Genomic DNA, 14,138 nt, shown 5'->3' with positions numbered 1-14,138 from the left:
GGGCATGACCGAAAAATTCAATGAAACGGCCGGGTTCGTCCCGGCCGATCGGATCGCCACGCTCGGCGTTTCCGAGATCTTGCAGATCGGCGCGCGCGCCGGCGCGCTCAAACGCGCGGGGCGACCGATGATCATCCTCGGCGCGGGCGAGCCCGATTTCGACACTCCCGAGCATGTGAAAGAGGCCGCGAGTGCCGCGATGGCGCTCGGCCAGACGAAATACACCGCGCTTGACGGTACGCCCGAGCTGAAAGCCGCGATCGCCGAGAAGTTCCGGCGCGAGAACGGGGTCGTTTATGGGCCCGCAGAGATCACTGTCGCGGCGGGGGCCAAGCAGATCCTGTTCAACGCCTTCATGGCGAGCCTCAACCCGGGCGATGAGGTGATCATCCCGACGCCGTGCTGGACCTCGTATTTCGACATCGTGCAGATCGCGGGCGGCGTGCCGGTCGCGGTGCCTTGCGACGGCGCGCAGGGGTTCCGACTCTCGGCCGAGGATCTCGCCGCCGCGATCACGCCGCGCACGCGATGGGTCTTGCTCAACTCGCCCTCGAACCCGACGGGCGCGGCCTATGCGGAGGCGGATTACCGGCCGCTGCTCGAGGTGCTGCTCGGGCGTCCGCAGATCTGGCTGATGGTCGACGACATGTATGAGCATATCGTTTACGACGGTTTCCGGTTCGTGACGCCTGCGGCGTTGGAACCGCGGCTGAAGGATCGGATCCTGACGGTGAACGGGGTCTCGAAGGCCTATGCGATGACCGGTTGGCGGATCGGTTATGCCGGCGGGCCCGAGGCGCTGATCAAGGCGATGGCGGTGGTGCAGAGCCAGTCGACCTCCTGCCCAAGCTCGATCAGCCAGGCGGGCGCGCTCGCCGCCTTGACCGGGCCGCAGGACTATCTGGCCGAGCGCGCCGCGAGTTTCCAGAAGCGGCGCGACATGGTGGTGGGGGCGTTGAACGCGATCCCGGGGATCAGCTGTCGCGTGCCCGAGGGGGCGTTTTATACCTTCGCCTCCTGCGCAGGCGTGATCGGGAAAACGACCCCGTCGGGGCGGGTGATCGACTCGGATCGGGCATTTTGCGCCTGGCTTCTGGAGGAGGCCGATGTCGCGATGGTGCCCGGCGCCGCCTTTGGCCTCTCGCCCTATTTCCGGATCTCCTACGCGACCTCGGAGGCGGAGTTGCGCAGCGCGCTGGACCGGATCACCGCCGCCTGCGCCGGGCTTGCAGGTTGAGAGCCGCCCGGCGCTCCGGCTTCGCGCCGCTCAGTTCACCACGAATTCGGCGTGGAGCGCACCGGCCGAGTTGATACTCTTGAGGATATCGATCATGTCGCGCGGGCTCACGCCAAGGGCGTTGAGCCCCGCGACGACCTCGGAAAGCGAACTGCCCTCGGCCACCTCCGCCATATGGATGCCGGGGTTTTCCTGGATCGAGGCTTGGGTGCGCGGGACGACAACGGTTTGCCCCTCGGCAAAGGGGTTCGGCTGCACCACGAGCGGCGCCTCCTCGACCCGCAGCGTCAGGTTCCCCTGGCTGACCGCGACGCGGGAGATGCGCACGTCATCCCCCATGACGATCGTCCCCGAGCGTTGATCGACGACGACGCGCGCGCGCCGCTCGGGCTCGACCGGGATGTTCTCGAGCCGCCCCAACACATGCGCCGCCGAGCGCATGTTGGCCCGCGGGATATCGACCGCAACGGTGCCAGCGTCCTGCATGGTCGCGACCCGGCTGCCGAATTCCTTGTTGATCGCCTGTTCGATACGCCCGGCGGTGGTGAAATCGGGCGTGCGCAGGGCCAGGCGAACCGTTTGCAAGCTGTTGAGCTCAAAGGCGATTTCTCGCTCGATGCGACCGCCCCCGGGGATCGAGCCGGAGGTCGGCACGCCTTGAACGACGGACGCGCCCTGCCCCTCCGCAGACACGCCGCCAGCGATGATCGTGCCCTGCGCGACGGCGTAGATCTCACCATCTGCCGCGTTCAGCGGCGTCATGATCAGCGTCCCGCCCAGCAGACTTTTGGCATCACCGATGGCAGAGACCGTGACATCGACCTTGCTCCCCGCCCGCGCGAAGGGGGGCAGCGTCGCGGTCACCATGACCGCCGCGACGTTCTTTGGTCGGAATTGCTCGCCGGTAACGTTAACGCCAAGCCGCTCGAGGATATTGGACATGATATCCTCGGTGAAGGGCGAGTTGCGGATGCCATCGCCCGTGCCATTGAGGCCGACCACCAAGCCGTAACCGACGAGATCGTTGCCGCGAACCCCGTCGAACTCGACGAGATCCTTGATGCGGATGGGCGCGGCAGAGGCGAGGGCCGGCAGCAGCGCGAGGACGAGAGCGAGGAGGAGTTTCATCACAGATAATCCGCCAAGGAGAGCGACGAGAGTCGCGCGGTCAAGGTATAGAGGGTTTCAAGCTGCGATTGCGCCGCCTCGAGCGCCGTCGCGCTGTCGTAGGGGTCGGCGCCGATCAAATTGGTGCGGGCGATTTCGAGCGACGATTTCTCGGCGGCATTCTGGGTCTGGGCATCGGAGATGCGGCCCTGAACACTGCCCACGCCGGCCTGCAGGGAGGCAAGCGTGCTGCCCGCCGCGACAATCCGCTCCCCGGAGGCTTGCGCGAGCTCGGAGTGGATGGTGAAATCGGAACCGACGTAGTTGTTGCTCACCAATGCGGCGAGGGCAAAGCCGGCGAGAGCCTCCCGAATCTCCGGATCGACGGCACGCATCTGCAGCTTGACGGTCTGGCCATCGGCCACGCGGATCGGACCGAGCTCGGACTGGCTGCCGTGGTAGGATTGGTCGATGAACCCACCATCACCCGGATCGGCCATGAACCAGGCCTCGACCGCCGCCTCGATATCAGCAGAGGTTGTCAGGCCGGCAACATGCGCGCCCAGCGCACTCAGAATATCTTCGGCCGCGTCGAGGGGCTTCGTATCGGTCGCCGTGCCGGAGAAGACATAGCGCCCGGAGACATTGGTGTTCAGCGCATCCACGATCGAGGAGAACATGTCGCTGGCGGTGGCGACCGTGGTGTTGACGAGGGTCGGCGTCGAGCTCGTCGCAGCCGACATCAGGCTCACCCCGATTTCGCTCGCCGAGGTGCGCATCAGATCGAGACTGTTTTGCATGGCATCGGCGAAGATCCCCGCCTCGGCCGTCGCCTGATCGTAAGAGGCGATCGCGGAGATCGAGCGGTTGATCGAGGAGAGCATCGTGAAATCGCCCCCGACGGCTTTTCCGACGTCTTTCTGAATGCCGGTCACGACCTCCTCCGAGAGGCGGTTGAGCGTGGTTTTCAGCTGCGTATTATGGAGCCGCATCTGATAGGTCTGAGCCATGTCGCCGACGGAAATGTAATTCATCTTACCAGCTCAACAGTTGCTGCATGAGTTCATCCAAGGTCTTGATAACGCGCGCATTTGCGGCATAGGCCTGTTCGACCTTGAGCAGAGTTTGCAGCTCGTAATCGGTGTCGACCCCATCGGCGAGGGCCATCTCGTTCAGGGTTTCCTGCCGCGCGGTGGTGTAGGACTGCACGGTTTCCGAAGCCTGGCGATCGCTCGAGACAGAGGAAAGCAGATCGGACACGAGCCCGGAGGCGCTGCGCATCGAGAGGCCGAAATCGCCGGAAGCGGGCACGCGCTCGGTGTTGAGCGCGTCGCTGAGCGCGACGAGCAGGGTCGAGTTTCCGACATCGCCCGGGGTTGTCGCGCCCATACCGTCGCGAAGGCGCCAAAGCGCACCGCCCTGTTCCGGATCTGCGGCGGCGTTGATTTCGATCCGCCCGGCAAGCCCGACCTCGAGGCTTGCATCGAAGACCGCCCCGCCATCCGTGAAAGGCCCGGGCGTCGTGGCGGTGAGGGTCGGGTCCACCGCGCTGTCGGAAAACCGTTCGATCAGATCCCGCGCGACCGCGTCGATCTGGCTTTGAACCTCGGGGGCAAGCTCGTCGCGCACCGCGAACATGGCCCCGAGGGTTCCGCCCCCCAGGACGCCATCGTCGGCGGGAGAAACCGCCATCCCGTTGATCGTCAACCCGCTCAACGCGCCATTTTCGCGGGTCATGCCGGCGGTGATCACCGGGGTCGGGGTGAAGCCGATCTCCGCCGGGTTCCCCTCGAGCAAGATCGCGCCGCCGGTGGTGTAAAGGACGATCTGGTCATTATCGCGCTGCAACTGGCGCACCGGAACGATCTCGGACACCTTGTCGACGAGGGCCTGGCGCTGATCGAGGAGCGCGGTCGCATCGCTGCCAGAGCTGCGGACCGCGAGGATCTTCGCGTTGAGCTCATCGATCTGAGTGAGTGACTGGTTGAGCGTATCGACCTGCGCCGAGATCGATTTGTCCGCATTCATGCGAATTTGCATCAGCCCGTCGGACATCTCGTTGAGCTGATCGGAGACGTTTCGCGCGCTCGAAAGCACGGCCGACAGCCGCGATTCACTCTCCGGCATCGAGGCGGCGGTGATCAGGCTCGAATCGAGGGTTGCGAGGCGCGACGAGAGCGAGCTGGCATCCTCGGGCGTGCCGATCATCTCTTCGATCTGGGCGTAGAAATCCGTGCGGGCCGTCGCATTGCTGGCGGCCGCCGTGGCGATGCGGCGATCTTGCAAGACCGGCTCATTCACCGACCGATTGACGCCAACGACCTTGACGCCGGCGCCATTGCCGCCGACCGACTGCGCGACGAGAGAAATCTCCCGCCGCGCATAGCCTTCGGTCAGCGCATTCGCAGTGTTCGAGGAGACGACATCGGCCATTCGGGCTGCTGCGGTCAGCCCGGAGAGTGCGTTCGAAAGGGATCCCGAAATGCTCATCTGTCAGCCTCCGCGCCGAGCGTCACCTCAGCGCTTGATGTTGGTCGTCTCCTGCAGCATCTCGTCCACGGTCTGAATGACCTTGGCGTTCGAGGAATAGGCGCGCTGCGTCTGGATCAGGTTGGTCAACTCCTGTGCCACATCGACGGCGGAACCCTCACGGGCATAGCCCTCGACCGTGCCGGTGGGGCCGTCGCCGGCATCCCACAGGAAGAAGGAGCCCGAGGTCGGCGAGACCTGATAGGTCTGGTTATCGAGCGCCGTCAGGCCGTTGGGGTTGGGCACATCGACAAGCGGGATCTGGTAGACGGTCCGGATGAACCCGGTGTCATAGGTCGCCTTGATGAACCCGTTTTCATCGATCTCCACCGCAGTCAGGTTACCCACGGGCGAGCCGTCCTTCACGATCGAGGTCGGCGCGAAATCGGTGGCGAGCTGGGTCAGGCCATTGGTGTCCCCGATCTTGCCGATCGTCAGGGTGAGCGTTTGCAGCCCCTCCGCGACGGGCAGCGTCAAGGTTCCGTTCGCACCGTCATAGACCGCGCCGGAAACGGTCGTCACCGAGGACAGCGTGCCGCCATTCACGCTCGTATTGTCGAAGGTCAGGGTATATTCGCCCAGGATGCTCTCATCGACCCCGGCGGTCGAGGCGTCATCAAGCGTCGCGGAATCGCGGATCACCATCGTCCATTGGTTCGACGAGCCCGAGGCCGGCACGACCGGCGTGAAGGTGACATCGAGGGTCTCGGAGTTACCGAGGTTGCCGAAATACTCCACCGAGAGCGGCAGCGTCTCGCCGGTCGAATCGGATTCCGTCTGCCAGGAGGGCAGGTTGACGCCGAGGTTCATCGTCGTGGTCGGGTCGCCCGCGGTCTGGTTGGCGTTGATCACCACCGGCTGCAGGCCCGAGGTCGTATCCCGCGGCAGGGTCGGGATCGAGCCATCGGCGTTCGCGGGCCAGCCCATCAGCACCAGCCCGGAATCGGTGCGCAGCACGCCCTCGCTGTCGGTGTGGAAAGACCCGGTCGTCGTCATCAAAAGCGGCTGATCGCCGAAGGTATTTTCGATCTGGGTGGTCGTGGCGACCGGCAGGAACCCGCGCCCCGACACCGCGAGGTCCATCGCGTTCGAGGTCGAGACGAGCGAGCCGCGCTCATCGATCAGCCGCGCGGTCGAGGCGCGCACGCCCCCCGCCGAATAGGTCCCCGAGTTGCGCGCCTGATTGAGCACCATGCTCTCGAAATCGGCGGTCGCTCGTTTATAGCCATAGGTCCCGGAGTTCGCGATGTTATCCGAGATCGTCGCAAGACGAGTGGCGTTGGCGGCAAGACCGGCAACGCCCGCGTTGAGCGAAGAGGAAATGGACATGAAAGCGCCTTTCTGCTGCTGCGTCCCTCGATCAGACTGCAGCTTGCCGCACGCACTCTTAATATCCCCCTAACAGGTCAAATTTATCTCGCCTTGGCGTCACTTCCCGTTGCGCAGCAAGATCAGCTCGAGCCGGTTGTTGCGCACCGCCATCGGATGTTGCGAGGCGGGCCGGCGATCGGCGAACCCCGTCACCCGATCGACCCGCATCTTGTCGAGCCCATCGGCCTCAAGAAGCTGGCGCATCGCCTGAGCCCTCGCAAGGGATAGATCCCAGACCGGGTTTTGCCGCAACATCTCGGGGTAGGACTTGCTATAACCGTTCAGCGCGACCGGGTTCTTCACCAGCCCGAACACCCGCACCAACATCTTCGAGATCTCGCGCAGAACCGGCTGCGGCTCATCGGTCTCGCCGACGAACAGCGGCTCCTCCTCGAGGTCGAAAAACTCGACGATCAGCCCCTCATCGGTCACCCGAGTGACGATGTGGCGCGCGAGGTTTTCCGTCACCATCGACTCACCGCCGACCCCGGCCAGCGCCTGTTGCAGATCGCGCGCGGCCTTCTCGAGCTGCGCGGTCTCCTCGGCTTTCGCGGCCTCCTCCTTCTTGTCGGCCGCCGCCTCGCCCTGCTGGCCCTTGGCCTGACGCTCCTGCGCGGGCTTTTGCGCGCTCGCGCCGGTGCCGGTTTGCGCCACCTGATCCTCGGAGAAGACGGAATCGCCCCCGAAGGCGCCCTCGCCCCCGCCGGAGATCCGGTTGATCGGGATCGTCGGATTGAAATAATCCGCAAGCCCCTTGCGTTGTTTTTCCGTCGTTGCGTTCAACAGCCACATCAGCAGAAAGAAGGCCATCATGGCGGTCACGAAGTCGGCATAGGCCACTTTCCACGCCCCACCGTGGTGCCCGTCGCCGCCGACGACCTTCTTGCGTTTGATGATGACTGGCGCCGCATTTTCACGCGCGCTCATCCCACCACCTCTTTTCACCCGGGATCAGGTGTAGCACGGTCCTGTTAATGTGCGCTTAAAGGGTAAAATGCCGGGTTTTTCCGCTGGAGGCTTGCCTCGCCGCGCGCGGCGTCTATTTTCGAGCCATGTCCAGCCCCGCCCCCCTCGATCAGCTGATCGCCTGCCCCTCTTGCGATGCGCTGCACCGCTCCGCCCGGCTGGGCGAGAGCGAGCGCGCCGCCTGCGCGCGCTGCGGCACGCTCCTGATCACGCCGCGGGCGCGGTCGTTTCTGCATGTGATCGCGCTCGCCTTCACGGCGATGATCCTGATGATCGCGGCGATCTTCTTTCCGTTCCTGAAGATCTCGGCGCAGGGGTTTTCGCACGCAAGCTCGGTCTTCGAGGTGGCGATGGCGTTTTCCGAGGGCTTCCTTGCGCCCTTGGCCTTCGCGGTCTTGATGCTGATCGTCGGGCTGCCGATCCTGCGGTTCGGGGCGCTGATCTATGTGCTCTGGCCGCTGGCCAATGCCCGCCCCGCCTGGCCGCACGCGGCGCAGGCCTTTCGTCTCGCCGAGGAGCTCGAGCCCTGGTCGATGGCCGAGATCTTCATCATCGGCACCGCGGTCGCGCTGGTGAAGATCGGCGGGCTCGCCTCGGTCTCGCTCGGGCCGGCGTTCTGGGCGTTTTGCGCGCTCATCATCGTGACGGCGCTGAAAAACGCCTTCCTCAGCCAATGGACGATATGGGACGCGATCGGCAGGAAATGACCGTGCTCACCGCGCGCGATGCGGGGCTGGTGGGGTGCACGCGCTGCGGGCGGGTCTGGCCCGAGGGCACGGCGGAGTGCGGGCGCTGTGGCGCGCGGCTGCACCCGGTCGACGGGCGCGGGCTGCAACGGGTCTGGGCCTGGTGGCTGGCGGGGCTGATCTTCTACATCCCCGCGAACCTCACGCCGATGCTGCGCACCGCCACGCTCACCGGACATCAGGAAAACACCATCCTCGGCGGCGTGGTCGAGCTCGTCGCCCATGGCAGCTATTTCGTCGCCGCGATCGTGTTCCTCGCCTCGATCGTGATCCCGATCTCGAAATTTCTCGCCATCGCCTATCTGGCGCTCTCGGTCGGCAATGAACGCCGCGCCGGCGCGCATCCGCATCTTCATCTCTACGAAGTCGTCGAATTCATTGGCCGCTGGTCGATGATCGACGTATTCGTGGTGGCAATTCTCTCGGCGCTGGTGCAACTGGGCACCGTCGCCTCGATCCATCCGGGGCCCGCTGCGGCCTCCTTCGCGCTCTCGGTTGCGCTCACCATGCTCTCGGCGCAAAGTTTCGACCCGCGGCTGATCTGGCGCGGCCCCGCAAGGACGACAGGACCATGACCGACACACCCGAGCAAAACGCCCCCGCCGAGCTGGTCACGAGCCCCGCGCCGAACCCGATCTGGACGCGGCTGTCGGTGATCTGGCTGGTGCCGCTTCTGGCGCTGGCGATCACGCTGGGCGTGGCTTGGAAGGCCTATGCCGACCGCGGCGTGCTGATCGAGATCGATTTCGCCGATGCGACCGGGCTGCACCCGGGCGAGACGCCGCTGAAATTCCGCGAGGTCGAGGTCGGCAAGGTCGAAACGGTGGGCTTCTCGCCCGATCTGAAATCGGTGCGGGTGAAGATCCGCGTCGACAAGGATGTCGCGCATTTCATCGACAGCGAGGCGCGGTTCTGGCTGGTGCGCCCGCAGGTCTCCGCGCAGGGGATCTCGCGGCTCGACACGGTGCTCTCGGGCACCTTCGTCGAGGGCTATTGGGATGCCGAACCGAAGGGCGAGGCCAAGCTCTTCAACGGCCTCGACAAGCCGCCGATCACGCCCGACCCGACCAAGGGCACCCGCGTCGAGCTGCGCGCCGAGGATGCGGGCGGGCTCGTCGAAGGGGCGCCGGTGCTGTTTCGCGGGGTCACCGTCGGGCGGATCCAGAACCTGCGGCTCAACGCCGCCGACTCGGGCGTGATCGTCGATGCCTTCATCGACGCCCCCCATGACAAGCGCCTGACCACCGCGACGCGGTTTTGGGATACCTCGGGCGTGTCGGTCTCGCTCGGGCCCTCGGGGGTGAGCCTCGATGTCCGCTCGCTGGCCTCGCTGGTGCAGGGCGGGATCGAGTTCGACACCTTCGCGACCGGCGGCAGCTTCATCCAGAACGGCTTTCCGTTCCGCCTCTACCCCTCGGTCGAGGCCGCGCGCGGCTCGATCTTCGGCAATGATATCGCCGAGCCCGCGCGCTACACGCTCCTCTTTGACGATGCCGTCCAAGGCATCGAGCGCGGCACCAAGGTGCAGTTCCGCGGCGTCGAGGCGGGCGAGGTCTCCGATATCTCGATCAAGGTCGAGACCGATGCGCAGGGCAACCGCTTCGCCCAGCAACAGATCGTCATCGCCCTCTCGCCCGAGCGGCTCGGCCTTGCGCGCGGCTCGGATGCGCAATCGGTCACCGATTTCCTCGAGGGCGAGGTCGCGACGGGGCTGCGCGCGCGGGTGGCCGGCGTCGGTATCCTCGGCACGACGCTGATCATCGAGCTCACCGATGTGCCCGATGTGCCGAGCGCGACGATGAACCTGACCAACCAGCCCTACCCGACGATCCCGACGACGCGGCCGAAGGACAACGACCTCGCCACGTCGGCGCAGGGCGTGTTCAAGCGCATCGACGCGCTGCCGATCGAAGAGCTGATGAATTCCGCGATCCGCGCGCTCGATGGCGTGGCGGCGGTGGCCGAGAGCGAGGAGACGCGCGCGGTGCCGGGCGAGCTCGCGGGGCTTCTCGAGCAGCTGCGCACGCTCACCGAGGAGCTCAACAAGGGCGGCGCCGCCGAGAAGACGCTGGCGGCGATCGACGGCGTGACCGAGGCGGCGAGCAGCGTTCTGGTCGAGTTCGACGGGCTCAACGAGACGCTCGATTCGCTCGACAAGGCGGCGCAGGCGGCTGCCGAGATCCCGATGGCCGATATCGGCGCGAAGGTCGACGGCATCTTGGGCGATATCCGCGCGATGCTGGGCTCGGAGGGCGCCGACCGGCTGCCCAAGGCGCTTTCGGCGACGCTCGAGCAATCCGCCGCGCTGCTCGAGGAGCTGCGCGCCGGCGGGGCGGCCGAGAAGCTCAACGCCACGCTCGTCGCCGCGCAGGATGCCGCGAGCGCGATCGGCGATGCCTCCGACCGGCTGCCCGCGCTCACCGCCAAGCTCGAGAGCCTCGTGACCACCGCCGAGAAGCTCGTCGCGAGCTATGGCGAGCGCTCCGCCTTCAACGCCGAAGTGCTTGATACAATGCGCGAAATGCGCCGCGCCACGGCGGCGTTCGGCTCGCTCGCGCGGATGATCGAACGTAACCCGCGCGCCTTCATTCTCGGCCGCTGAGAGGATTGACCATGACCCGTTTGCTGATCCTGAGCCTCGCCGCCGCCGGTCTGCTGGCCGGTTGCTCCGACCCGACGGCGACCGCGCGCTACCCGATCGCGCCGGCGCCGGCGGCCAAGGCGCTGCCCGACAAGCTCGGTCAGGCGGAGCTGCGCGAGGTCTCCTTGCCGCAATATGCCTCGGGGCAGGAGATCGCCTGGCAAACTACGGATGGCGCGCTGCGCTCGAGCCCGGACAATATCTGGGCCGATGACCCGCCGCGCGCGGTGACGCTCGCGCTCGCGCGGCAGATCTCGGAGATCTCCGGCGCGACGGTGATCGCCGAGCCCTGGCCGCTCTCGGATGGGCCGGCGCGGCGCATCGAGGTGCGGGTGGCGCAGCTGATGGCGCGGGCCGATGGCGTGCTGGTGCTCGAGGGCACCTATTACGTCACCCCGGCCGATCTCGGCGGCGGGCGCGATCTGGTGCGGAATTTTGCGCTTTCGGTGCCGATCGAGGGCGAGGACAAGGCCGCGCCGGGCGCGATCGCGGCGGCGCAATCGCGCGCGGTGGCGATGCTGGCCGAGCGGATCGCGCGGCTCGATTAATCGGCGATGAAGGCCCCGTAGCGCCCGCGCGAGAACACGAGCGGCGCGCCTTCGGCAAGGCAGAACCGCGCGACGCGGCCGATGATGATCGTATGATCGCCGCCCTCATGGGTGGCCTCGGTGATACATTCGAACCGCGCCAGCGTCCCCGCGATCACCGGCACGTTCTCGGCGTTGCGCGCGGTCTCGAGCCCCTCGAAGCCGAGCCCGCCGCGGGTGAAGCGCTCGGCGATCGGGCGCTGATCGGCGCCGAGCACATGGATCGCGAAGGCGGGCGCGGCGGAGAAATGCGCATGCCGCAGCGAGCTGCGCGCCGCCGACCACAGGACCAGCGCCGGGTCGAGCGAGACCGAGGCGAAGCTGTTCACGGTGATGCCGACGGGCGCCTCGCCCCCCGCCTCGCAGGCGGTGACCACCGTCACCCCGGTCGCGAAAGCGCCGAGCGCATCGCGCAGGAGCCGCGGCTGCGCGGGGTCCGGCACATGCCCCGCGCCCGCCCGCTCGGCCCGGTCCACCGCTTGTTCGATCTTGATGCTGTCGCCCATCTCGGCCTCCCTTTCCCCCTAGATACCCCGCGCGGGCAGAAGGGCAACCCCTGCGCGCCGCTCATGGCTGCTTTGCGCCTTCTTCCCTTGGCTTTCTGCGCTGCAGCATTATATCGCCGCGTGGGGAGGCATGAATGGCGGAGACTGTCCATGCCGATGAGCGCAACTCTTCTGAAATCGACCCTCCAGTTCCCGGCGCCACGCGCGGGCTGGGGAGGTCTTGCTGGCTTACGGCGGCTGTTCGCGCCGCAAGAGCCGGGGCCGGCGCAGCCGCTGGGCCCGCGCGACACCGGGCTCGTGATCTTGCATTTCGCCACGCTTGACACGGCCGACCGGATCGCGCGGTTCAACGCGAACCTGCGGTTTGACGCGCTCTCGGCGCGGTATCGGGCGCTCGACTGGGCGAGCTATCGGGTGCTTGGTGTGCGGCTCGGGCGGCGGCTGATCGCGGTGGCCGAGCTCGCGCCCACGCAGCTCGACGGCCGCCCCGCGCGCGAGCTCGCGCTTTCCGTGCAGGGGCCCTGGCAACACAGCGGCGTGGGCGAGCGGCTGATGCGCGCGGCGCTGGCGGACTGTCACGCCGAGGGGGTGCCGATGGTGGTCTTCACCACCGCGCAGAACCACGGCATGATCCACCTCGCCGAGAAATTCGGCGGCGCGGCGCAGAGCCTCGGCCCCGATCTGCGTTACACTTTCGCGCCCTGAGCGCGGCGCAGCAGGTAGATATCCATCACCCAGCCATGCTCGGCCCGGGCTGCGGCGCGGGTCGCGCGGATCTCCTCGGCGAGCTCGGCCAAGGGCCCGGCGCGCAGGATCTCTTCGCGCATGCCGACAAAGGCGCCCCACCAGATCTCGATCCCCCGCGGGTCGAGATGGCTGAAGGAGCAGTCGCCATCGAGCATCACCACCGCGGTATCGGCGCCCGGCGGAAAGCCCGCCTCGCGGATCTGGCGCCCCGTGGTGATGACGACCGGCGCGCCGATCTCGTTGAGCGGGATCGCATGGGCCGCGCAAAGCGCCTGGATCGCGGTGATGCCGGGGATCACGCGGGTGCGCACCGCCATCCGCCGGCCGAGCCGCTCGGCGAGCCGCAGCGTGCTGTCGTAAAGCGAGGGGTCGCCCCAGACCAGCAGCGCCACCCGGCCCGCTACGCCGAGCCCCGCGCGGATCTCGCGCTCCCAGACCTCGGCGATCGCGTCATGCCAGTCATCGACGCCCTGTCGGTAGGACGGGTTCGCCGCATCGCGCACCGGCAGCGCGAATTCCACCACCTTCACCCCCGGCCGGGTGACATGCGCGGCACAAATCTCCCGGCGCAGCCCGGCCAGATCGGATTTCTCCGCGCCCTTGAGCGGGATCAGGATCAGATCGGCCTCGTTCATCGCCCGCGCGGCCTCAAGCGTCAGATGCTCCGGGTTGCCGGTGCCAATACCGATCAGGGTCAGCTCGATCATCTCAACCTCACGAAAAAGGGGGGCCTGAGCCCCCCTGTAGCGCCCCTTGCGGGGGAGAAAAAGTCAGGCGAAGAGCCGCGGCGTGACCAGGCCCGAGCCTTCGAGGCCGCGGATCCGCTTGGCGGCGGCGAGCAGCGCGAGGTCGACCAGCGGCTCGATCAGCACGACCGTCATATAGGCCGCCCCGAAGGTCGCCACCGAGGAGAACGCCGCCGCGCCCTGGCCGTAGAAGGCCCAGAAGGCGACCCAGGCGACGATCCCGCCCTGATAGGCGGTCGAGAGCGCGAGCGCCTGGCGGTAGCTCAGCTCGACATAGGCGGTGCCCGGCGCGATCAAGCGCTTGGCGAGCATCTGCAGCCCGAAGAGCGGCACGAGCAGCGTGGTGACGTTCATGCCGTATTGCGGCAGATCGAAGGGCGCGAAGAAGAGCCCCTGGATCAGCAGGCCAAGCGCCAGGCCGATCGCGGCGGGCGCCGCGCCGAGCATCAGAAAGAGGCTCGAGCCGAGGATCAGGTGGACCTCCGAGACGCCGACGGGCGCATGCGGCAGGATCTGGAAGAAGGTGAAGACGGCCGCCGTCGCCATCGCCGAGCGCGCGAGAAGCGAGCCCACGCCCTGCTCGCGCAGCGTGGCAATGGCGGTTTTGACGGTGAAGGTGGCCGCGGCGGCGGCGGTGGCATAGCTCAGCACGATTTTCGCGCCGGTCACGATACCCGGTTCGATATGCATATCAGGTCTCCCGTGCCGTCACACCCGACGGCGGTTGAAATGGCTGTCGGCCGGTCTCCTGGCTCGCGGGTCGCTGCACCTCTTCGCCTTCCCGGGCGCCTGCCCAGTGGCCAGTGAAGGGCGCTCGCCGCATACAGTCGCGGGGGCGGCCGGGGCTTCGGGCGCCGCATTGGGTCCGCCCTTCCCCGTTCCCGATTGAGCCCTGCGCTTTGCGCATTGGTGGGCACCAAACAGGCCCTCAGCTAACCGTCACGGGGCCGTCACG

General features: G+C 67.0%; 14 protein-coding genes and 1 riboswitch. Of the genes, 6 read left to right on the top strand and 8 right to left on the bottom strand.

Annotated features, from left to right (window positions below):
* Positions 1-4: 4 nt before the first annotated feature.
* Positions 5-1,237, top strand: a complete 1,233-nt coding sequence (locus LPB142_RS02490) for a pyridoxal phosphate-dependent aminotransferase (RefSeq protein ID WP_071165416.1) — start codon at positions 5-7, stop codon at positions 1,235-1,237.
* Between the two features lie 30 nt (positions 1,238-1,267).
* On the opposite strand, the gene LPB142_RS02485 is transcribed toward LPB142_RS02490, so the two are convergent.
* From LPB142_RS02485 to LPB142_RS02465, 5 genes are all read right to left on the bottom strand, one after another.
* Positions 1,268-2,365: a flagellar basal body P-ring protein FlgI gene (locus LPB142_RS02485; protein WP_071165415.1), complete on the bottom strand. Its 1,098-nt coding sequence runs from the start codon at positions 2,363-2,365 to the stop codon at positions 1,268-1,270.
* Entirely contained in the window at positions 2,365-3,378 is a 1,014-nt protein-coding gene (locus LPB142_RS02480; protein ID WP_071165414.1) for a flagellin, read from the bottom strand. Before LPB142_RS02480 ends, LPB142_RS02485 begins: the two co-directional genes overlap by 1 nt.
* Position 3,379: 1 nt before the next feature.
* Positions 3,380-4,834, bottom strand: a complete 1,455-nt coding sequence (gene flgK, locus LPB142_RS02475; RefSeq protein ID WP_071165413.1) for a flagellar hook-associated protein FlgK — start codon at positions 4,832-4,834, stop codon at positions 3,380-3,382.
* 27 nt (positions 4,835-4,861) lie between these two features.
* Positions 4,862-6,202 (bottom strand): flagellar hook protein FlgE, encoded by a 1,341-nt coding sequence (locus LPB142_RS02470; RefSeq protein ID WP_068766207.1) that lies wholly within the window; start codon positions 6,200-6,202, stop codon positions 4,862-4,864.
* 99 nt (positions 6,203-6,301) lie between these two features.
* A complete protein-coding gene (locus LPB142_RS02465; RefSeq protein ID WP_071165412.1) occupies positions 6,302-7,171 on the bottom strand; it encodes a flagellar motor protein MotB in 870 nt (289 codons plus the stop codon).
* A gap of 125 nt (positions 7,172-7,296) precedes the next feature.
* On the opposite strand from LPB142_RS02465, the gene LPB142_RS02460 reads away from it, so the two are divergent.
* The 4 genes from LPB142_RS02460 to LPB142_RS02445 are packed head-to-tail and all read left to right on the top strand — an operon-like array spanning position 7,297 to position 11,145.
* Positions 7,297-7,917 carry a paraquat-inducible protein A gene (locus LPB142_RS02460; RefSeq protein ID WP_071165411.1) on the top strand — a complete coding sequence of 207 codons (621 nt, stop codon included), beginning with the start codon at positions 7,297-7,299 and terminating at the stop codon, positions 7,915-7,917.
* The gene (locus LPB142_RS02455; protein WP_071165410.1) at positions 7,884-8,531 is read left to right on the top strand and encodes a paraquat-inducible protein A; all 648 of its coding nucleotides are present in this window, start codon (positions 7,884-7,886) and stop codon (positions 8,529-8,531) included. Before LPB142_RS02460 ends, LPB142_RS02455 begins: the two co-directional genes overlap by 34 nt.
* A complete protein-coding gene (locus LPB142_RS02450) occupies positions 8,528-10,558 on the top strand; it encodes a PqiB family protein (protein ID WP_083392573.1) in 2,031 nt (676 codons plus the stop codon). The genes LPB142_RS02455 and LPB142_RS02450 overlap by 4 nt, the downstream gene beginning before the upstream one ends.
* 11 nt (positions 10,559-10,569) lie before the next feature.
* Positions 10,570-11,145, top strand: a complete 576-nt coding sequence (locus tag LPB142_RS02445) for a PqiC family protein (RefSeq protein ID WP_068766211.1) — start codon at positions 10,570-10,572, stop codon at positions 11,143-11,145.
* On the opposite strand, the gene LPB142_RS02440 is transcribed toward LPB142_RS02445, so the two are convergent.
* On the bottom strand, positions 11,142-11,690 hold the full coding sequence (locus tag LPB142_RS02440) for a flavin reductase family protein (RefSeq protein ID WP_071165409.1): 549 nt from the start codon (positions 11,688-11,690) through the stop codon (positions 11,142-11,144). The genes LPB142_RS02445 and LPB142_RS02440 overlap by 4 nt on opposite strands.
* 156 nt (positions 11,691-11,846) lie before the next feature.
* On the opposite strand from LPB142_RS02440, the gene LPB142_RS02435 reads away from it, so the two are divergent.
* Positions 11,847-12,395, top strand: coding sequence for a GNAT family N-acetyltransferase (locus tag LPB142_RS02435; protein WP_198037856.1), 549 nt, complete (start codon positions 11,847-11,849; stop codon positions 12,393-12,395).
* Here LPB142_RS02435 and cobF read toward each other — a convergent pair.
* Both cobF and LPB142_RS02425 read right to left on the bottom strand, forming a co-directional pair.
* On the bottom strand, positions 12,377-13,144 hold the full coding sequence (gene cobF, locus LPB142_RS02430) for a precorrin-6A synthase (deacetylating) (protein WP_068766213.1): 768 nt from the start codon (positions 13,142-13,144) through the stop codon (positions 12,377-12,379). The genes LPB142_RS02435 and cobF overlap by 19 nt on opposite strands.
* Before the next feature lie 63 nt (positions 13,145-13,207).
* Positions 13,208-13,873, bottom strand: a complete 666-nt coding sequence (locus tag LPB142_RS02425) for an energy-coupling factor ABC transporter permease (protein ID WP_068766214.1) — start codon at positions 13,871-13,873, stop codon at positions 13,208-13,210.
* A 31-nt stretch (positions 13,874-13,904) separates the two neighbouring features.
* Positions 13,905-14,120: riboswitch (cobalamin riboswitch) on the bottom strand.
* Positions 14,121-14,138 lie beyond the last annotated feature (18 nt).

It is taken from the genome of Rhodobacter xanthinilyticus, from assembly GCF_001856665.1.
GTDB lineage: Bacteria > Pseudomonadota > Alphaproteobacteria > Rhodobacterales > Rhodobacteraceae > Rhodobacter > Rhodobacter xanthinilyticus.
This window is presented reverse-complemented; position numbering and strand designations above follow the sequence as displayed.

Excerpts from the sequence above, each read along its gene's own strand:
- LPB142_RS02490 (WP_071165416.1), top strand. The coding sequence starts at position 5 with ATGACCGAAAAATTCAATGAAACGGCCGGGTTCGTCCCGGCCGATCGG.
- LPB142_RS02485 (WP_071165415.1), bottom strand. The coding sequence starts at position 2,365 with ATGAAACTCCTCCTCGCTCTCGTCCTCGCGCTGCTGCCGGCCCTCGCC.
- LPB142_RS02480 (WP_071165414.1), bottom strand. The coding sequence starts at position 3,378 with ATGAATTACATTTCCGTCGGCGACATGGCTCAGACCTATCAGATGCGG.
- flgK (WP_071165413.1), bottom strand. The coding sequence starts at position 4,834 with ATGAGCATTTCGGGATCCCTTTCGAACGCACTCTCCGGGCTGACCGCA.
- LPB142_RS02470 (WP_068766207.1), bottom strand. The coding sequence starts at position 6,202 with ATGTCCATTTCCTCTTCGCTCAACGCGGGCGTTGCCGGTCTTGCCGCC.
- LPB142_RS02465 (WP_071165412.1), bottom strand. The coding sequence starts at position 7,171 with ATGAGCGCGCGTGAAAATGCGGCGCCAGTCATCATCAAACGCAAGAAG.
- LPB142_RS02460 (WP_071165411.1), top strand. The coding sequence starts at position 7,297 with ATGTCCAGCCCCGCCCCCCTCGATCAGCTGATCGCCTGCCCCTCTTGC.
- LPB142_RS02455 (WP_071165410.1), top strand. The coding sequence starts at position 7,884 with ATGGACGATATGGGACGCGATCGGCAGGAAATGACCGTGCTCACCGCG.
- LPB142_RS02450 (WP_083392573.1), top strand. The coding sequence starts at position 8,528 with ATGACCGACACACCCGAGCAAAACGCCCCCGCCGAGCTGGTCACGAGC.
- LPB142_RS02445 (WP_068766211.1), top strand. The coding sequence starts at position 10,570 with ATGACCCGTTTGCTGATCCTGAGCCTCGCCGCCGCCGGTCTGCTGGCC.
- LPB142_RS02440 (WP_071165409.1), bottom strand. The coding sequence starts at position 11,690 with ATGGGCGACAGCATCAAGATCGAACAAGCGGTGGACCGGGCCGAGCGG.
- LPB142_RS02435 (WP_198037856.1), top strand. The coding sequence starts at position 11,847 with ATGAGCGCAACTCTTCTGAAATCGACCCTCCAGTTCCCGGCGCCACGC.
- cobF (WP_068766213.1), bottom strand. The coding sequence starts at position 13,144 with ATGATCGAGCTGACCCTGATCGGTATTGGCACCGGCAACCCGGAGCAT.
- LPB142_RS02425 (WP_068766214.1), bottom strand. The coding sequence starts at position 13,873 with ATGCATATCGAACCGGGTATCGTGACCGGCGCGAAAATCGTGCTGAGC.